Source organism: Bradyrhizobium sp. SZCCHNS3016, from assembly GCF_032484535.1.
Classification (GTDB): Bacteria; Pseudomonadota; Alphaproteobacteria; order Rhizobiales; family Xanthobacteraceae; genus Bradyrhizobium.
This window is the reverse complement of record NZ_JAUETE010000007.1, coordinates 273,474-294,354: the sequence shown is the minus strand read 5'-3', so window position 1 is coordinate 294,354 and position 20,881 is coordinate 273,474. Positions and strand designations below refer to the sequence as shown.

Below are 20,881 nucleotides of genomic sequence, written 5' to 3'. Positions count from 1 at the left end.
CGCCACGATCTCATTCCGCCGGCTGGAACATGGCCGGCCGGCCGCGCTGGCTGTCGAGCCACCCGACCAGCCGATTCATGAGTCCGCCGCTCGACTCGGAGGGCTGCGCCGATGAGACGAACGGATCGCAATGGCACTTCGCTCCGGCCCCGCGCGCCATCTTAGCGACCGCCTCCGTCATGGCCGGTGCGCCACAGGTGTAGACGACGTCGTTCGGTGTGAGCTCCGGCATGTGTTCGGTCGGCCGGCCGCTGCGAATCGCCGGCGAGACGTTCTGCGGCTCCGACACGATCGGGATGATCTTCACGTTCGGGAAGCGCGCGAGCCGGCACAACGCCTGATGCATGTAGAACGACTGCAAGGTGCGCGACACAACGATGAAGACGATCTCGCGCTTCGGATTTTCGGTGATGGCGGCGACCGCGATCGCCCACATCGGGGCAAAGCCCGTGCCGCTCGCGACCAGGATGATTCGACCGCGATGCTTCTGCCGGAAGAACGCAGTGCCCAGCGGCGCCGTCAGCTTGACGCGATGGCCGACCTGGATGTCGCGGCCGAGCGCCGACGACACCAAGCCATCCTTCAGGATGCGGATGTGCAGATACAGCAGATGGCTGTCGGGCGCGCCGACCATCGGATAGGTCGGGCTGTAGCAACGCGTCGGAAAACCGCGGTACTGGACCTTGGCGTATTGCCCGGGGAAGAATCGCAGCGGCTTCGGCATCTCGATGGTGACACCGACGACATCGGGCGCGAGCCGCACGAGATCACCCACCTCGCAATTCATTGTTACCGTGTCCGGCACGGGCTCCGTGATGATCTTCAGGTCGGACACCACACGCGCCTGGCACGCATGCGCCATGTCGCCTTCCATGCCGCCGAACAGCTTGCCGTCGACGACCGTCACTTTGCAGGATCCGCAGATTCCGCTGCGGCAGTCATGGGGCAGATCCACGCCGCTGTTGATGGCGCCGTCGAGCAGGATATCGCCCACATTCGCGTAGAACGTTTCCTTGTTGTACTGGATTTTGCAAATCTTACCCATCACTGCACCTCAAGTCGCATAGGCCGGATCTGCCTCGTATGTCTGATCTGGGTATGGTCGAACGCTGCGACACGCATGAACACGCCATTCTTGATCGGAACGTCGTACTTGCTTTTCGTGTCCATTTTGCGGGCAATTTCGAGCGTCCAATGGCCCGCGGCCCAACGCGCTGCGCAACGGATGTCCGCGCGATCACCGGTGAACTCACCGCTGACGAGAACACCGGGCACGACGGTCCCGATCGGCGTCTGCGCATCCGCCTCGGCCGAATACGGCACGGATTCGGCCTCCGTCATGAACCAGCGTGCGCCTTCACTCTCGCCGATGTTCGGATCGAGATTGATCTCGCCCATCGCGGCGGTCATCGCGGCGACGTCCTTCGGAAGACGCTTCGGTCTCACACCCCGATTCCCTAGTCTTGCGGCCTCCCTGTCGATCACGAAATTGTCCGAATAGTTCGCTGTGCCCGGATCCGATGCGAACCCGCCCTTGTAGGGCGTGAGTCCCTTGACCTGATCCGGTGTCGGCTCCGCAGGCGGACCGAAATGATCATCATCCATCCATCCGGTCGGGCCGCCGCTCGTCGCCTTCCACAGCCAGGCGTCGGCATAGAGATTCGGCGCCGGCGTGTAGTGGATGCCGCGACCGGACAGGGTCGGCGGCTTGTCTGGCATCGGCTGCGAGCTCATGTGAAACGTTCGGTCCGCGGCCAAGGTGATCGGCAGCGTCGTGAACAACAGCGAGAACTTGTCCTCGTTGAAGTCGTTCTCGTCGCCCTTGTCGAATCCGTTCTGCAGGAGATGCCAGCCATCCGCCTTCTTGATCAGCGGCAGCTGCTTCAACGACCGCGTCGGATCCTCCCAGATGACGAGGAAGTAGACCCACGTGCCGTCATGCGCTGCCTTGATCCACACCCGCGATTCGCCGGTACCGTCGAAATTGTCGCCCTGGTTGGTCGTGACCATGTGCGGCTGGATGTTGCGCCAGACACGATCCGACGAATCTCCGTCGAGGGTCGGCGCATCGGACGTGGCAATCCGATACACCGTGACGGTGTCCTCGGCGTAGTAGTCGGCGGCGAACATCGCCGAACCGATCACGATGGCTGCGGCGATCGCGACCATGAACGGGTTGGATTGGAAGCTCGGATTGCGGCGGCGGGAATTGCCCTTGGCAGGTGCCGGCGGCGGACGCATGCGGCCTGGCGGCACACGCGGCTCGGAGCGCGCCCGCATCGGCTCCTCCATGCGCCGCGGCGCCGGCATCGGCTCACGCGCTGCAGGCCGCGCAGCGGGCGCCGGCCTCTTCGGAGGCGCCTCCGCCTCCTCCAGCTTTTCCGACTGCTCGACCAGCATCGTGAGGAGCTCGACGGGATCGAGCTTCGGCGGCGGGGGCGGCAAGGGCGCCGGCCGGAACACGCGATAGAGCTGCATCTTTCCGCCGATGCTGAAGTGAACCAGGACGTGCAGCACCACGAAGGCCGGGATCACCCAGGTCGCGTACCAGTGGATCATCATGGTGACGTAGCCAGAGGCCACGCCGAAGAAGAGCATGCCTCCGGTGACGATCAGGATCGCCATGGAGATGAAAAGCACCCAGTGCAGCATCACACTGATCGATCCCAGCCGCGCCGGCCGGCGGCCGAGCAAGCCCTTGAAGCGCATCTTGTCGATGGTGACGCGGCGACCGAGCCCTGACTTCGAGATATAGATCATGTAGGCGAGGGCCACGCTCGCGAGCACGACCCCAGCCGGCATGTGCCAGGTCCAGGTCCGGTGCCGGGGCAGCAGCCAGTCGAGATTGTTTGCGATCCACGCGTGTCCAGGCGCTTCGGTCGCCATGCGAAGCCCTGTCATGAAGGCGATCACAGTGGCCCCAACCAGGGTCCAGTGCAGGATGATCGTTCCATAGTCGGTCTTGCGGATCTTCATGCGTGCGCCTCCAGAGCTGCGCGCACGCGATCGGCGCGATTCACCGCCGACCCGGCGACCGTATTTCGTCTCAGCGGATCGATCCGGCACAGGATGATTAAGTATTCAACCCTGCAGGCCGCCCCTCGACCCGAATCCATTCCCGCATCACGCGTCTCGATGGTGATGTCGTCCAGCAACTTTGTCGTCCCCCGGATACGCTTTACTAAGTGAGCAACTTCGTCCGACTTCGGCGTCACAGCGCCGTTCAGCACCCAATCGTTGCCCCGCTACGCCTGAACGTGATCGGTTGGATCACGCCTATGGTCGATCAGCTGCCGCGGCCCGAGCCGGTGACGAGTTGCTCGGATCACCCGCGGACTGATCTGCTTCGTCCTCCCTCGAGTTGATGTTGATCTCGTGCGCCCGATGCTGGACGGGTCACTGGTTCCACAGCGGCCGCACGTTCGATGATAGAACACATCTTCGGCCACCATGGCCGGCTGAGCTGATTGCACGTCTTGGATTGGTGCGCGGAGCCGCACGTCCTCGTGTTGCCGCCTCCATCATGATCGTTCTCAGCACCATCATCGAATACCGCATGATCGAGATGACAACGCCTGTGCGTTGCACCGCAGGAAGATTTATTCGCCTTCGTGGCGTCATTCGGCCCGGACCGCGACCAATGAGTACGGAACCAAGGTGATAGACGGACGAATGTGTGACGCGCGTCGCATGCCGATGGCTGTTATCACGCTGCAACTATCGACGATCTCGGGCAGATTTCGCGCAGACCCGATCGCGCTGAACGACGCCACAACTTTTCAGAGCCGGCCGGGCGCATTGTACCTCGCACCGGTCCTGTACCCGCGACGCTGCGACAGAATTGCCCACGTGTCCAATTGTTGCCGGAAAATCGTCGGTATCGACTGTCAATAGCGCGGAGTGAAGCACTGTGTTTTGGGAGACGCGCCTGGATGAGTCTGGCTCAAGACCGCCCGAGAACGAAAGCCGCGGCTGCCCTCAACGACCTTCTCTCGGGAAGCGACGATCCGGTGACGCGCGGGTTGCGCCAGGCTGTCAAACGCATGGCCGGCATCGGCGTGTTCAGCGGCGTCATCAATATCCTGATGCTCTCGGGCTCGGTTTATATGATGCAGGTCAATGATCGCGTCGTTCCGAGCAAAAATCTCGCCACGCTCGTCGGCCTGTCGGTGATGATTCTGGCCGTCTATCTGATTCAGGGTTATTTCGACGCGTTGCGCACCCGCATGCTTTGCCGGGTGGCGACCGTGTTCGACGCGAGCTTGCAGGACGCGATTCATCACGCTCTGGCCACCCTGCCCCTGCGCGGCACCAAGCCGATGCTGATGCAGCAGCCGCTGCGCGATCTCGACCAGCTCCGCGCCTTCATGTCGAGCATGGGACCAACCGCCTTTCTCGACATGCCATGGATACCGATCTTCCTGATCGGCATGTTTCTGTTTCATCCGCTGATCGGCATCACGGCCGTCATCGGCACGGTCGGAATCATCTCGATGACGCTGGTGACCGACCGGTTGTCACGTCAGGCGAGCAAATCCGCCAGCGATACGAGCGCTGCGCGGCAGGTTCTCGCCGATGCCACCCAGCGCAATGCCGAGGTGATTCGCGCGCTCGGAATGCTGGATCGCTTCTCGGCACGCTGGAACGCCGTCAACGAGCGCTATCTGAAGGACAACATTCGCGCGAGCGATGTCTATGCCAATCTCGGGGCCACCGCGAAAGTGCTGCGCTTCATCCTGCAGTCGGGCATGCTCGGCATCGGCGCGGCGCTCGTCGTCTCCGAGCAGGCCTCCGGCGGCGTGATGATGGCCTCGTCGATCCTGATGGGCCGCGCGCTCGCCCCGATCGAGATCGCACTTGGCAGCTGGAAACAGCTGGTCGCCGCGCGCCAGGGCATCGCGCGTCTGCGCGATATCTGCAAGGCCACCGCTAGGCCGGAAGCGCCGCCGGTCGCGTTGCCCCGCCCGTTCCGCGAGCTGACCGTACAGGAGCTGACGGTCACCGCGCCGGGCACCGATCGGTCGATTGTTCAAAACGTGTCGTTCTCGATCAAGGCAGGCACGGGTCTGGCACTGCTCGGCGCGAGTGCCTCCGGCAAGACCTCGCTCTCGAAGGCGCTGGTCGGCATCTGGCCTGCACAGCATGGATCCGTCCGCCTCGACGGCGCAGCGCTCGACCAATGGAGCAACGAGGATCTCGGCCGCCACATCGGCTACCTGCCGCAGGACGTTGCCCTGTTCGATGGCAGCATCGCCGACAACATCTGCCGCTTCGACGAGAATGCGAGCTCGGATGCGATTCTGAAGGCGGCGCAGATCGCCGGCGTGCACGACATCATCCTGCGGCTGCCGGAAGGCTATTCGACGCGAATCGGCCAAGGCGGCATGTCGCTGTCGGCCGGTCAGCGGCAGCGCGTGGGTCTGGCCCGCGCGGTGTATGGCGATCCGTTTCTCATCGTCCTCGACGAGCCAAATGCCAATCTGGACACCGACGGCGAGAACGCGCTCAGCCGCGCCATTCAGATCATGCGGCAGCAGAATCAGAGCATCGTGATCGTGATCTCACACCGTCCCAGCGCGCTGAATGCGCTCAACATGGCGCTGGTGCTGTACGAGGGCAAGGCGATCGCATTCGGGCCCTGCCAGGAGATCTTTGCCCGCGTCGCCGGGGCCAACAAGGCCGCGGGACCTGCCGTCGCGCATGCCCCTGCTCCGCCCAGGGTTGCAGCTCCCGCAGCGGCGCCAAATCCGAACGCCCGCTCGCTTCGTCGCGCCGCCCCAGCAGAAAGCGCTTGATCAATGAAACACATCAACGACTTCAGGCCCTTCGACGACGACGACTATGTGCGACCGAAGACCCGCGCCGTCGGTCCGCAGGGCGATGCATTGATTCTCGAACTGCAGCGGCTGCAGGGCGCATTCGACGACGGCTCAGACGAGGACCCGCGGCAGCGCCGCGGCGCACGTGACGGCGGCAAGAAGCGCCGGCGTCCGCCGCCGTCGCAAGTCAGGCCAAAGCCGCGCTCGAAGAAGAAGGGCAGCACCATGGGCCGCGCCCTCGGTGCGTCGCTGTCGCTGTTCGGTCTCGGCGCCCAGGCGCCCCGGGCACGCCGGGGTGAAGGCATCCGCGAGATGGACTGGCAGCAGCCCGCACCGATGCGTGGCTACGAGCCGGAGCTGTCGCCACCCCAGCGCAATCCGCCTGCACGCATGGCGGGCGGCAATTCGGCCCCCCTGCTCGACCTGCAGGATGCGCGACGCGACGGCAATTTCGGCGTCGGTGCGCCGCGGCCGATGGGACAGCAGAACCTCCCTGCCCGCCTGGCGCACGCGCCTGTCGTTCCGCAAACCCGGGTCGGCCGCCTGGTCGGCACCGCCGGCACGGCCTTGACCACCGGCATGACCTTCATTGCGACGCAAGGAACGGCGGCCGATCTCGACGACGGCTCGGACGAATCGCTGGTGCCGCGCGTCAGCCGCATGTTCGAGAACGAGCTGCGTCTCGGCTTGCGGGTGCTGCTTGTCGCCGGCGTTCTCGGCGGCGGCTGGCTGACCCTCGTGCCTCTCGCCGGCGCGATCGTGGTCCCCGGCAATCTCGTGGTGCAGTCCAACGTGAAAGCCATTCAGCATCCGACCGGCGGCATCGTCGCCGAGATCAAGGTCGACAACGGCAAGCGCGTCGCGGCGGGCGATCTGCTCGTGCGGCTCGACGCCACGCAGAGCCAGGCCCAGCTCCAGGCGATCACCAAGCAATTGAACGAACAGCGCGCCAAGATTGCGCGGCTCTCGGCCGAGCGTGACGGTCTCGATCAGCCGGACTATCCGTCCACGCTGACCTCACGTCAGGACGATCCAAATGTCCGCACCGTCATCGCGTCGGAGAACGCGCTGTTCAAGGCCCGTGCCACGACCCGCAAGAGCCAGAAGGAGCTGCTGCAAGGCCGCATCGTCCAGCTGAACAACGAGATCAGCGGCATGGAGTCCCAGCTCGAATCCAAGAACAAGCAGATCGAGTTGATCAAGGGCGAGTTGGCCGGCGTGCAGGAGCTCTACGACAAGCGGCTCGTTCCGCTGACGCGACTGACGACGCTGCAGCGGGAAGCCGCTCGAATCGACGGCGAACGCGGCCAGTTGGTCTCCAGCGTGGCCGAGACGAGGTCCAAGATCAGCGAAGCCGAGCTGCAGACCGTCAAGATCGATCAGGACTTCCGCAGCGAGGTGGTCAAGGATCTCAGCGAGTCACAGGCCAAGGAAGGCGATCTGGTCGAGAAGGGCGTCGCCGCGCGCGACCAGCTCGACCGCATCGAGATGCGCGCGCCGAACTCCGGCACCATCCACCAGCTCGCGGTCCACACCATCGGCGGCGTCATCAAGCCGGGTGAGACCGTCATGGAGCTGGTCCCCGATTCGGACGAACTCCAGGTCGAAGGGCACGTCCAGCCCAAGGACATCGATCACGTCCACACCGGGCAGGATGCAATGGTCCATTTCAACGCCTTCAACCAGCGCACCACGCCGAAATTGAGCGGCCAGGTCTCGTTCGTGTCGCCTGACATCACCAATGACCCGCGAACCGGCACCACCTTCTACACGGTCAGGATCACGCTGTCCGACGAGGAGCGCAAGCGGCTTGGTAACGTCAACCTGATGCCCGGCATGCAGGCCGAAGTCTACGTTCAAACCGGCAGCCGGACGATGCTCAGCTATCTGATGAAGCCGGTTCTCGACCAGTGGCGCCGCGCCTTCGTGGAGTAACAAGGCCGAACAGCCGCGGTCGGCGTCATCGCTCACGAATGAACGCAGACCGCGTCAGCACCTCAACATGAACGTTGCAAATTTTCCCCGCACCTCGGACCCGGCGATGGTGCCGACAAGTGCGTTACCCGCCGCCCAGCCCGGCGCCCGCACCGAGGCGTCTGATCACGCACGCAAGCCGCGACTGCCGCCGCCAGCGGCCGTGCCGACCCAGGAGGGTCCCCAGGGGCTGCGCTTCGATTTCAACGACGGCTGCCGCGTGATGCTCCCCGACACCGGACACCCCTGGCGCGTCCGGCTGAGCGATCTCGAGACCACCAACGTCCTGTTCGACATCGACCTGCGTTCAGGTCACGTCAACAGCAGCAAACGCTACTTCGTCCCGTTCAGGCTCGAAGTCTGGTCAGGGCCCGAGTTGCTGCTGTGCCACGACTATGACGCAACCGACCGAGACGTCCTGATCCAGTTCCCGGTCGGCACGATCGGCGACATCATCGGCTGGATGGGCTATGCGGTGAGGTTCAAGGACCTGCATCGGTGCCGCCTGAGCTGTGCTATGGGCGAGCCGCTGATCCCGCTGTTCCGCGCCGCCTACCCTGACATCACGTTCCTCAGCCACGAGATGGTCCAGGCGGAGCGATACTACGCAACCTACTCGGTCGCGCTGTTCTTCGACGATGCCGAACTGGTCCATCAGCCCTGTGATTTCCGGCAGGTCGGTCTGCATCGGACGGCCGCTCATATCCTCGGCGTCGATCCGGCCGAGCAGCCGCCGCGCGTCGCACTGAGCGAAGACAGCCGTCCCATCGAGGAGCCCTATGTCTGCATCGCGGTGCAGGCGACGACCGCGTGCAAGCACTGGAACAATCCTGAGGGCTGGCAGAGCGTCGTCGATTTCCTGCGCGCGACCGGCTATCGCGTGATCTGCATCGATCAGACCGCGGCGCGCAGCCACGGCGCCTACCAAACGCAAATTCCTGCCGAAGCCGAGGATGAGACCGGTGACCGGCCGTTGCCCGAGCGCGCCCGCTGGCTCAAGCACGCCGCGTTCTTCATCGGCCTTTCCTCGGGGCTGTCATGGCTGGCCTGGGCTGTCGGCACTCCGGTCGTGCTGATCAGCGGCTTCACTCATCCGACCAACGAGTTTGCGACCCCCTATCGGGTCATCAACCGCCACGCCTGCAACAGTTGCTGGAATGATGTCCGTCATCGCTTCGACCATGAGAACTTTCTGTGGTGCCCGCGATGGCAGGGCACGCCTCGACAGTTCGAATGCACGCGCCTGATCACGGCCGCGCAGGTCGAGGGCATGTTGCTTCGAATTCCCGGCTTCGGACAGGGATTGCGTCCGCAACCGCGCACCTCCCAGCAGCAGGCGTCGCCTGCGCCCTTTGATCGGCATCGAACCTCCAGGGCAGAGTCTGCGCAGGACTCCGTAGAGAGCGACGAGCCGGTCGCGCTCGCCGCACTGCTGGCGCAGCCGCGCGGCGACGTTCCCCACGGGGGCCTTGCGGTCGGCGTCACGGTCGCCGCCGGCAGACTGCTGGATCAGGCCGCCGCCGGGATCGCGGAAGGCGATCGCGCGGCCACCGCCAGCGATCTGATGGGGGCCTTGCAGAACTACAAGCAGAGCATCGCCATCGTCAGACACCTGACCGGAGCCAATCCGGACGACGCCGGGTTTCAACGCAACCTCTCGGTCGCCTTAAACCGCATCGGCGCCGTGCTGTTCGTTCAGCGAAACCTCGAGGCCGCGCATGCCGCCTATTCCGCCAGCCTCGCCATCGTTCAAAAGCTGACCGCAGCACACCGCGGCAATCTCAGCTTCCAGCGCGATCTCGCCTGGTGTCACGCTCTGCTGGCGGACGTGCTCGCCGCCCAGGGCCGGCATGCCGAAGCGTTCGATCAGCGTCGCGCCAACACCGCGCTGATCACCCACCTCGCCAACAGCGCCTCCAACGATCCGTTGCTGCAGCAGACGCTTGCAAACTCCTACCAGAATCTGGGCGATGCCTTCGTTCCGCTCGGCAACATCGACGGCGCCCTCGCCGTCTACCGGATCAGCCTCGGCCTGACCAAGCAAGGGCTGGACGCGAACGGGCAGAATGATCCGGCCTGGAATCAGCTCTACACCGCGCTGCTGCAGAAGATCAGGACTGCGCTCCTGGCGCAGCGCCAGGTCGCGCCGCCATCCTGAACAGCGTTCGGCGCGGTTGGCCGGCCGCCCCGCCCAGGGACGCCTTCACCTTAAAGCTCACCCGGACGGATGATCCATCGTGGCATTTTTCCAGCGATGGCCCTGCGGCAAAGCCGCGCGCAAGTGTCGCCGGGCAGCCTTGACAACGCCTGACAGACCCTACGGCTGACTTCTGGAGACCGGCCACTCACCGGCGAGATGCAGGCAGCATCTTGACGACAACATGCAGCTCGCGCCTGATCGCGCCCCCTCGCATTTGCCGCTTGCCACCAAAAATCAATCACTTGGCACGCGATCGCGGCGCATCCGTCACAGATCCGCGATGTCTCGAGAACAACATAATTGCGGACTCCCCCACGCCTTTTTTGGCCCGATTGCTCCGAGCATATAGCGAGGTGCGACAAAGTAACGCGCGTCAGAAAAGCGCGCGACACAGAGGCGCACGGGCGTGAGGCGCGGCGCGCAGCACGTCCGACGCAGGGCCGATGCGCTTCCGCATCGTCTGGCCAGTTTCGGTACGGGGCCCTGCCGGGCGTCGGATGAACTTGGGGAGAGATGATCTATGGCGAACAACACCTTCAACCCGACGGCGCTGGCCAACGGAACGTCGAACCTGCTGGTGCGCGCCTCAGCGCTCAACATGTCGACCGACCTCGTCCAGGCCGGCGTGGTGTTCAACGATGCAGTGCGCGCCTCGCTCGGCCTGTTCTCACAGGCCGGCAGCGGCAACTCGAACCCGTTCCTCGGCAGCTACACGACCGACCTCCACGCCGTACAGAACGATATCGCCGCGATGCTCGCCAATCCCGGCCAGGTGACGCTGGGCGGCCAGACCTTCACGCTGAATGCGACCGACACCGCCGTTCTCACCAACGTGCAGGCGCAGATCTCGACGCTGCTCACGGCCGCACCGCAGATCACGAATGCTGCCACGATCACGGCCGCGGATCAGACGCTGCACGCGGTCCAGCAGGAGATCCTGCAGGAGATCAACGGCGACGCGCATCTGTCCGGCGCGCTCAACAAGGTCAACTTCCTCGCCAACACCGGCGGCCAGGACGTCGGCTTCCAGAATACGCCGGCCGGTGCCGATGATGCGGCGACCTTGGCCGCTGCGACCGCAGGCAACACGCTGAAGGACGTCGGCCTCGTCTTCAACAAGGTCGTCGACCTCGCCTCCGGCGGCATCCACACCGGCAACCTTCAGGAGGTTACCACCGACCTCACCGCGATCTCGCAAGGTCTCACCAACATTCTCAACAACAAGACCCAGCTCGCGCAAATCGAGAAAGGCGAGACGGCGAATGCAGCCGCACTGACGACCATCCATCTGCAGACGGTGCTCGGACAGGTCAACCTCGAGCTCAACCAGTATGCCAAGGCGGAGACGACCGGCAATCAGGCCGCGTTGCGCGGCACCGCGGACAATCTGCTCGACAGCATCGACATCATCCAGAACGACGCCAATCTGAACATGGCGGCCGGCGGCAACGGAATGCCCGGCCATGCCGGCGGCTTCGCGGAGGATCCCGGCGGATTGACCGGCACGGTCACCAAGTTCCAGGACAACCAGGCGCAGACCAATTTCTGGGCCGCATTCCTGGCCGAAGCCAACACCATCAACGCAACCCTGCAGAAGATTTCGACCGGTGGCGCGCAAGCCAGCGCGGCGCTGGTTACGCAGATCCAGAACTACCAGCAGTTCGGCGCCAATTTCGACGCCGCCCAAGGCAACGTCTTCCGTGGCCGCTTCGACAACGAGCTGCTCAGCGGCACGCTGGAAGCCGACTCGGCGGCCGCCGTGAAAGGCTTGCAGGGCATTCTGAACGGCGACACCGGCGCGGCACTGGCGGCCGACAAGGCGGCGCTCGCCGCTGCCGGCCAGGGCTTCGCTGCCGACGCCATGGACGTCTCCGGCAACAACATCGCCATCGGCGGCGCGACCTATGTCGGCTCGGCGACCACGGTCTCGACGGCCACGTCGGTGCACGGCCTAGCCCAGGGCACGATCCCGGTGACGGCAACCCCGAACATCGCGAACGGCACGGGCGGCACCACCACGACGCCGCCGAGCACGGGTGGCGGCGGGACGGGAACCGGCGGAATGCACACCACGCCAGTGAACTTCAGCCCGACCGCGCTCGCCAACGGCACGTCGAACCTGCTGACCCGCGCCACCGCGATTCAGCATTCGACCGACCTGGTGCAGGCCGGCGTCGTCTTCAACGATGCGGTTCGCGCGTCGCTCGGCCTCTTCAGCCTCGCCAACAGCGGCAACTCGCCGACATTCCTGAGCAGCTACCAGGCCGACATCACCGCGGTGCAGACCGACATCGCCGCGATGCTCGCCAATCCGGGCCAGGTCACGCTCGGCGGGCATACGTTCGCGTTGAACGCCACCGATACGGCGGTTCTCACCAATGTCGAGGGCCAATTGGGCACGCTGCTGCAGGCCGCGGGACAATTTGCGAACGCCACCACACAGGCCGCCGCCAGCCAGACCATTCATGCGCTCCAGCAGGAGATCCTGGGCGAGATCCACAACGACGCGCATCTGGCGAACGCGCTGAACAACGTGCCCTTCCTCGCCAATACCGGCGGCCAGGACGTTGCCTTCCAGACCTCGCCCGCCGGTGCGGATGATCCGGCAAGCGTTGCTGCGGCGACCGCTGGCGCCAACCTCAAGGACGTCGGCCTCGTCTTCAACAAGGCGGTCGAGCTCGCCTCTGGCGGCATCAATACCGGCAACCTCGCAGAAGTGACGGCCGATTTCACGGCGGTGCAGCACGGCCTGACGGCCATCCTCAACAACAAGACTCAGCTCGCGCAGATCGAAGCCGGCGAGACGGCCAACGCAGCCGCGCTCACGACGATTCATCTGCAGACCGTGCTCGGGCAGATCAACTTGCAGCTCAACAAATACGATGCGGCCGCGACCACCGGAAATCAGGCGGCCTTGCGCGGCACCGCAGACAATCTGCTCGATATCATCGACATCGTTCAGAATGACGCGAACTTGAATACGGCAGCCGGCGGCAACGGCGCTGCAGGCCATGCCGGCGGCTTCGCCGAGGATCCCGGCGGATTGACCGGCACGGTTACCAAATTTCAGGACAACCAGGCGCAGACGAATTTCTGGGCGGCATTCCTGGCCGAGGCCAACACGATCAACGCCACCCTGCAGAAGATTTCGACGGGCGGCGCGCAGGCGAGTGCGGCCCTGATCACGCAGATCCAGAACTACCAGCAGTTCGGCGCCAATTTCGACGCCGCCCAGGGCGCCGTGTTCCAGGGACGGTTCGACAACGAACTGCTCAGCGGCACGCTCGAAGCTGACACGGCCGGTGCCGTGAAGGGCCTGCAGGGCATCCTCAACGGCGACACCGGCGCAGCACTCGCGGCCGACAAGGCGATGATCGCCGCTGCCGGCCAGGGCTTTGCGGCGGACGCCATGGACGTCTCCGGCAACAACATTCCCGTCAATGGCGGCACCTATGTCGGGACGGCCACGACGGTCTCGGCGGCAACCTCCATCAAGGGCACCGCGCACGGCACCATTCCCGTCACTGCGACACCGAACCTGGCCAACGGCACCGGCGGCACCGCGGCGGCAGGAACCACCGCCGCTGGCGGCGCCGCGGCCGGCGGCGCCGCGGCGACCGGAGGCACGTCGACCGGCGGAACGGCGGCTGGCGGCACGTCGGCGGGCACCACGGCCAACAACGGCAGCAACGCCACGCATCACGGCGAACATCACCATCATCACGATCACAGCCAGGGCGCACATACGAGCCAAGCCGCGGCTGCCGGGCCCGACATGTCGCATCTCCACGCCATGCATCACATGTGGGGTTAACACGGCAGGACGAAGCAGCCGCAGCAACTGCGGCGGAATCAGATACCCGGGAGCAACCAGATCAGGTCAACGCTCCCGGGCGAACGAGAACGACGATTAGTTCAACGAGGAGAAGAGATGACGCGGCCTGAATGAAGGAGCTTCTCGAGATTCGCGAAGATGCATGTTCTGTTCCGCGCCGAGCGCGTCCGTCACGCTGGAACTTTTCTAAGGAGAGATCGATGACAGGCCCCAAGATCGGGGCAACTTCTTGTCTGCACCGTGCGTCGAAGGGTCGCTGAGCGACGGTGTTACAGGGATGCCACGACGGAAATCAAGGAGTTAGTCCGCTTTCTGGCGCGGCCGTAACCCGGCTGCGACAGTAGCCATTTGCCCGAACAACATCATATTTGAGGACTCGGCGGCGCTTCTTTTGGCCCCATTAGAGCAAATAATTCCCAGGTGCTCTGAGGCTGCGACATTTCGCCCGTTCCGCGAGGGGTGAACGAGACGTCGCAGCCCGATCAACGCCCGCGTGCTGCCGATACGCCAAGCAGCAGACGCCGGGTTGAAACTTGGGGAGATGATCAATGGCAGCCAATACCTTCAACCCGACGGCGCTGGCGAATGGCACGTCCAATCTGCTGGTTCGCGCCTCTGCGCTCAACCTGTCGACCGACCTCGTGCAGGCCGGCGTCGTGTTCAACGACGCTACTCGCATCTCGATCGGGCTGTTCTCGACGCCGCAGAACAGCGGCAACTCCAACCCGTTCCTCGGCAGCTACACCACCGATCTGCATGCCGTGCAGAACGACATCAACGCGATGCTGGCCAATCCCGGCCAGGTCACCGTCGGCGGTCAGGCCTTCACGCTCAACGCGACCGACACCGCGGTGCTCACCCAGGTTTCGAACGAGCTCACGACGCTGATCAACGCCGCCCCGCTGACAGCCAATCCGGCGACGCTCGCCGAAGCCGACCAGACCATCCACAACGTGCAGATGCAGATCCTGGCGCAGATCCAGGGTGACGCGCATCTTTCGGCCGCGCTCAACAACGTTCCCTTCCTGGCCAACACGGGTGCCATGGACGTGGCGTTCCAGAGCCTTCCCGCCGGTAACGACAGCGCCACCAATCTTGCTGCAGCGGCAGCGGGCGACCTGACCGCCATCGGAACGGTGTTCAATGCCGTCGCTGACCTTTCGCTGGGCGGCATGAGCGCCAACAACATCAACCAGATCCAGACTGATTTCACGGCCGTGACGCAGGGCCTTCAAGCGATCCTGAATGACCCGGCGAAGCTCGCCGCGATTGAAGCAGGTCAAACCTCCGTTGCTGCCCAAACGACGACACTTCATCTGATGACGCTGCTCAGCCAAGCAAACCTTCAGCTGAACAAATACGATGTCGCCGAGACGATGGCCAATCCGACGGCGCTGCGCGGCTCCGCCGACAACATCGTCGACATGATCGACGTGTTTCAGAACGACGCGGCGCTCAACGCGGCGGCGGGCGGCACCGGGGCGCCCGGTCACATTGGCGGGTTCTCCGAAATGGCCGGCGGCCTGACCGGGACCGTCACGAAGTTCCAGGACAACCAGGCGCAGACCAATTTCTGGGCCTCGTTCCTCGCCGAGGGCAATACGCTGGGTGCGAAATTGGTCGCGGTCGCCAATGGAACAGGTACGGCGTCGCAAGCCCTGATCGACCAGATCACGAACTACCAGAACTTTGGCGCGGCGTTCGATGCGGCGCAGGGAGCGGTGTTCAAGGGACGGTTCGACGACGAGCTCGCCGCCGGAGCTCTACAGTCTGACACCATCATGGCCACCAAGGCGCTGATGGGCATCATGAACGGCGACACGGGTGCAGCCCTGGCGACGGATCAGGCGATGTTGAAGGCTGCGGCCGCGAACTACATCGGCAATGCCGGAGACATTGCCGGCAACAACATCGCGATCGGCGGATCGGCCTACGTGACATCCGCGACGAGCTTCGTGACGGCGACTGCGGTCAATGGCATTGCGCAGGGCACCGGCATGCCGGCGGGCGCCAATCCGAACATCGCCAACGGCACGGGCGGCGCCCCGGCGAGCCCGACCACGCCCGGCGGCGGCATGGGCGGAGGTGGCACGACGGGAGGCGGCACCACCGGCGGAGGCACCACGGGCGGCGGCACCACGGGAGGCGGGACGACCGGTGGCGGCACGACGGGCGGTGGAACGGCCGGCGGAGGAACAACCGGCGGCAACAACAACACCACCACGACGCACCACTGCGGCGGCCACCACAGCCATCATGGCAGCCACCACACGGCGGCAGCGGCCACAGCCGCAACGGCGGCAGCAGCTTCGAGCGGTCCGGACATGTCGCACCACCACGCGATGCATCACATGTGGGGCTGACGCCTCCAACGACACGCCCAATCAAAGCCGGTGCAGACTCCTCGGTCTGCGCCGGCTTCGTTGCATTCCGGCGAGAGCCGGCGATCGCGCGAAAGACATTGGCGAGACCGGGCAGCGTGATCGCGGCCCAGATCGCGGAGCGCGCCGGCCGCACCGGCTCGAAGGGTTCTAGACGATCAATCGGGATCGGCACCCGCCAAGCCTCCGTTTCGCTTCATTCCGCCACGACAACTGCTTCCGTCGAACAATCAGTCAGTTGTGATCATGAACGAGCCAGCACTCGCCTTCCGCCCCCGACTCGTGTCCGCATCGACCAACTCCAGCGCGCCACTCCCGTCCACGCTCGACGGTCGCGCTTTGCAGGTTGCCGAGGAGGCCTACCGGAAGGTGCTTGCTCTTCAGCCAAGGCATTTCCGGACCCTGTGCAGCCTTGCGACTGTCCGCCTGCAACTCGGCGACGCGCAGGAGGCACGAACCCTGCTCGACCGGGCCGCGGACGCGGCGGGCGACTCGGCAGACCTGCACTTGACGGTCGGAAAGGCGTTCGCAGGTTTGGGCGACCTCGCCAAGGCGACATCGCATTTCGCGCGCGCCGCCGCACTCGACGAATCCTCGATCGAGCCCCGCCTGCTGCTCGGCGGCGCGCTGTACGGCCTGGGGGATCCCGCAGCGGCCGTCCGGCACCTCGAACTGGCGCTTGCCATCGATGGCACGAACCCGGACCTCCACCAGGCGCTCGGACTCGCCCTGCAGCGGCTCGGCCAGTCCGAGCGAGCGATGTCGCATCATGAGGCAGCGCTTGCGGCGAGGCCGCAATTTGCGGCAGCAGCCAGCAGTCTCGGTGATGCGTGCCGGCAGCTCGGCCGGCATCCGGAAGCCATCGCTCACTATACCCGAGCGCTCGCCATCGAGCCCAAGATGCCGACGGTCCTGCTCAATCTCGGGGGCTGTCATCAAGCGGTGGGCGAACTGGATGCCGCCATTCGCACCTTGCAGCAGGCTCTCGCGTTGAGCCCTCATCTCGCCGAGGCGCACTACAATCTCGGCAATATCCACCTCGACATGAAGAGCTGGCCGGGGGCGATCTTCCACTACGAGCGTGCCGTCACCGAGCGGCCGGATTTCCCCGAAGCGCACAACAATTTCGCCAATGCGCTGCAGTCGGCGGGCCGGCACGAGGAGGCCCTGTCCCACTATGACGAGGCACTGCGGCTGCGACCAGACTACGCCATTGCCCACCGCAATCGCGCCGACTCGCTGCGGAACGTGCAGCGCTACGACGAGGCCATCGCCGGATATCAGTCCGCTCTTGCGCACGATCCCCGCGACACCACGACCATGAACCATCTTGCGGGCGTCCTGACGATCGTGGGCCGGCTCGACGAGGCGGCGCGTGCCTACGAATCCGCACTGGCTGTCAACCCGCGCAGTATCGGCACGCACCTCAACTACGGCGTGGTCAAGCCGTTCGCGGTCGACGACGCGCGCTGGGCGCCCTTGCAGGATCTGGCCGCGAGATCGGAGACGCTCACCGAGGATGCGCGCATCGCCCTGCACTTCACCCTCGGGCGGGCTTATGCCGACATCAAGGACGGCGAACGGTCGCTGGTCCACCTCAACGCCGGCAATGCCCTCGAGCGCCGCCGCATCAACTATGACGAGAACCAGACGCTGCGCCAGATCGAGCGCATCCGCGCGGTCTTCTCGAAGGACATGCTCCAGGCGCGCGCCGGCCATGGCGATCCGTCGCAGGCCCCCGTCTTCGTGATCGGCATGCCCAGGTCCGGCACCAGCCTGATCGAGCAGATCCTGGCCAGCCATCCCGCCGTGCAGGGCGCCGGCGAGGTCAACTACTTCGCGGCAGCCGCGGGGCTCTTCACCGATCGCGCCCGCGGCGACTATCCGGAGATGCTCGCCCAACTGTCCGATGCCGATGTCACCGCCCTCGCGCGCGCCTATCTCCATCGTTTCATGGAGCTTCCGGCGAGTACCCAGCGCATCGTCGACAAGATGCCGTCGAACTTCCTGTTCGCAGGGCTCATCCATCTCGCGCTGCCGAATGCGCGCATCATTCACGTCCGGCGCAATCCGATCGACACCTGCCTGTCCTGCTACACGCAACTATTTGCCGAGCCGCAGCCGTTCGCCTATGACCTCGCCGAACTCGGTCGCTACTACCGGGCCTACGAGGCGCTGATGAGCCATTGGCGTGCGGTCCTGCCGCAGGGCGTCATGCTCGAACTGTCCTACGAGGACGTCGTGCGCGATTTCGAGCCGAATGCCCGCAGGATCGTCGCGCATTGCGGGCTGGACTGGGATGACGCCTGCCTCTCCTTCCATGAGAACGAGCGCCCGGTGAACACCGCGAGCCTGGTGCAGGTGCGCAAGCCGCTGTTCACCGGATCGGTCGGCCGCTGGCGCATGTATGGCGACCGGCTGAAGCCGCTGCTCGATGCGCTGGGCACCGAGGCCCTGCGGCCAACGATCGCCGAGGCGATCGCGGGCATGACGCAGCCTCAGCCCGCCAACGTCGCCCCGCCGGTGGTCACGCCAACGACGGACTCGCGGCCATTCGACGCCACGCGGCTTGCGTCACTGCAGACGCTGGCGGACGGCGTGGTCGCCGTCGCCAAGAGGCTGCAGAGCCGCGGCGAAATCAGCGATGCCGAACAGATCTTCAAGCTGATCCTTGCGGGCCAGCCGGCCAATTTCGACGCCCTCATCGGCCTCGGGATGATCTCAACCACGGCCAACCGGCTCGACGAGGCCAAGGACTACTTCCAGCGCGCGGTGGCGGTAAACGACAAGTCCGCAGAAGCCCATGGCAGCATCGGCGCCGTCGAGGCCTCGGCGGGGCGCTACGACGTAGCGGTGCAGCATTACGAGACCGCATTGTCGCTGTCGCCGAGCCATCCCGGCATTCTCTACGCCTTCGCCATGGTCCGGCAGAACCAGGGCCTGATCGACGAGGCGATGGCTCTGCTCCGGCGGGCGATCGACAACAAGCCGCAGCACCTGGACGCGCATTTCGCGCTAGGCAACCTGCTGTATACGGCGGGCAAGGACATCGAGGCGGCGAAACACTACCTCAAGGTCCTCGACTTCAGCCCGGAGCACGCCGAGACCCACAACAACATCGCCAACGTGCTGCTGCGCCAGGGCCATCGCGAACGTGCCATCGAGCACTACAAGCGGGCGATCGCGAGCAGGCCCGACTATGCCGACGCCTATGGCAACCTCGGCAACGCCTTCCTCGAACTCAACCGGCTCGAGGAGTCGATCGAGCAGAACCTGCTGGCCATCAGGATCAAGCCGGAGCGCTTCGGCTCCTACAACAATCTCGGCGTCGCCTACCAGGCGCTCGGGCGCTTCGAGGAGGCGACGGCGGCGTTCCAGAAGGCCTTGGAGCTGGCGCCGGACGACGCGCCGATCCACCTCAATCTCGCGAACATGTCGAAGTTCAAGCCGGACGACAGCCGGCTTCCAAGTCTGCGGCAGCTCCTCGAACGCGTCGACCGGCTCGATCAGGAGAAGCAGATCGCAGCCCATTTCGCGATGGGCAAGGCGTTGTCCGACCTGAAGGACTACGACCAGGCCTTCTCGCATCTGCACAAGGCCAACACCCTCAAGCGCAAGACCTTCGACTACGACTCCGAGCAGCGGCTCGGCATGATGAAAAATGTCGCGGCGCGCTTCACGCCCGAGTTCTTTCGCATGGTTGAAGGGCACGGCGACGACTCCTGGGCCCCGATCTTCATCGTCGGCATGCCGCGCTCTGGAACCACCCTGATGGAGCAGGTGCTGGCCAGCCATTCCAAGGTCTTCGGCGCGGGCGAGCTCGAGACCTTCAAGGAGCTCGTCGGCGAATGCGCCAACCGCCAGAAGGTCGTGCCGGCCTATCCCGATCTGATCACGCTTCTGCCACCCGAGGAGATGACGAAGATCGGACAGGAATACACAGCCCGCGTTCGGACGCTGGCGCCGGAGGCCGAGCGCATCGTCGACAAGATGCCGCTGAACTTCCTGTTCGTCGGGCTGATCCACGCAGCATTCCCGCGCGCCAGGATCATCAACACGCGGCGCGACCCGCTCGACAATTGCGTCTCCTGCTACTCGCTGCTGTTCACCGGAGCCCAGCCCTTCGCCTACGACCTGACCGAGCTCGGCCACTACTACCGGGGCTATGAGAGCGTGATGGAACACTGGCATCACGTGCTGCCGCCCGGCATCCTGATGGACGTTCAATACGAGGATCTGGTCGACGACCTCGAGGGCGTGTCACGCCGCGTGCTCGCCCATTGCGGGCTCGACTGGGAGGATGCCTGCCTCGACTTCCATCGCACCGAGCGCATGGTGCGCACGGCGAGCTTGATGCAGGTGCGCGAGCCGATCTACCGCCGTTCGATCGGTAGCTGGCGCCGCTACGAGAAACATCTCGGACCACTGTGCGCCGCGCTCGGCATCGACCATCCGCCGCCGGAAGCCACATGACCGCCGGCAAATAACCGGGTGCTGTTGCCCAGGGATCGGTGACAGGCGCGGCACCCGGCTATCCGGCCGCGCGGCGGAGCGGCTTGAGCATTGTGCTGCAGGGCCTTTAAGAAATTATCTTCGTCATATGCAGAAGCGTCAATTTTACTACGCAGACGGCCAACTGATAATACAATCACAAGTTCATTGACCTCTTCAG

Annotated in this window: 9 protein-coding genes; 6 read left to right on the top strand and 3 right to left on the bottom strand. The window is 64.8% G+C overall.

Going from position 1 to position 20,881, the window contains the following annotated elements; genetic code table 11:
- Positions 1–10: 10 nt before the first annotated feature.
- The 3 genes from QW881_RS16215 to QW881_RS16205 are packed head-to-tail and all read right to left on the bottom strand — an operon-like array spanning position 11 to position 3,155.
- Positions 11–1,045 carry a 2Fe-2S iron-sulfur cluster-binding protein gene (locus QW881_RS16215; RefSeq protein ID WP_315756604.1) on the bottom strand — a complete coding sequence of 345 codons (1,035 nt, stop codon included), beginning with the start codon at positions 1,043–1,045 and terminating at the stop codon, positions 11–13.
- Positions 1,045–2,976 carry an ethylbenzene dehydrogenase-related protein gene (locus QW881_RS16210; protein WP_315738085.1) on the bottom strand — a complete coding sequence of 644 codons (1,932 nt, stop codon included), beginning with the start codon at positions 2,974–2,976 and terminating at the stop codon, positions 1,045–1,047. The genes QW881_RS16215 and QW881_RS16210 overlap by 1 nt, the downstream gene beginning before the upstream one ends.
- A complete protein-coding gene (locus QW881_RS16205) occupies positions 2,973–3,155 on the bottom strand; it encodes a hypothetical protein (RefSeq protein ID WP_316158533.1) in 183 nt (60 codons plus the stop codon). The genes QW881_RS16210 and QW881_RS16205 overlap by 4 nt, the downstream gene beginning before the upstream one ends.
- A gap of 777 nt (positions 3,156–3,932) precedes the next feature.
- Here QW881_RS16205 and QW881_RS16200 point away from each other — a divergent pair.
- The 6 genes from QW881_RS16200 (at position 3,933) to QW881_RS16175 (ending at position 20,682) form a co-directional block, all read left to right on the top strand.
- Positions 3,933–5,795 (top strand): type I secretion system permease/ATPase, encoded by a 1,863-nt coding sequence (locus QW881_RS16200; RefSeq protein WP_316158532.1) that lies wholly within the window; start codon positions 3,933–3,935, stop codon positions 5,793–5,795.
- A 3-nt stretch (positions 5,796–5,798) separates the two neighbouring features.
- Positions 5,799–7,754, top strand: coding sequence for an HlyD family type I secretion periplasmic adaptor subunit (locus tag QW881_RS16195; protein ID WP_315756607.1), 1,956 nt, complete (start codon positions 5,799–5,801; stop codon positions 7,752–7,754).
- 67 nt (positions 7,755–7,821) lie between these two features.
- The gene (locus QW881_RS16190; RefSeq protein ID WP_316158531.1) at positions 7,822–9,951 is read left to right on the top strand and encodes an autotransporter strand-loop-strand O-heptosyltransferase; all 2,130 of its coding nucleotides are present in this window, start codon (positions 7,822–7,824) and stop codon (positions 9,949–9,951) included.
- Positions 9,952–10,513: 562 nt separating this feature from the next.
- A complete protein-coding gene (locus tag QW881_RS16185) occupies positions 10,514–13,807 on the top strand; it encodes a hypothetical protein (protein WP_316158530.1) in 3,294 nt (1,097 codons plus the stop codon).
- 569 nt (positions 13,808–14,376) lie between these two features.
- Entirely contained in the window at positions 14,377–16,191 is a 1,815-nt protein-coding gene (locus QW881_RS16180; RefSeq protein WP_315756610.1) for a hypothetical protein, read from the top strand.
- Between the two features lie 264 nt (positions 16,192–16,455).
- Positions 16,456–20,682 (top strand): sulfotransferase, encoded by a 4,227-nt coding sequence (locus tag QW881_RS16175; RefSeq protein WP_315756611.1) that lies wholly within the window; start codon positions 16,456–16,458, stop codon positions 20,680–20,682.
- Positions 20,683–20,881 lie beyond the last annotated feature (199 nt).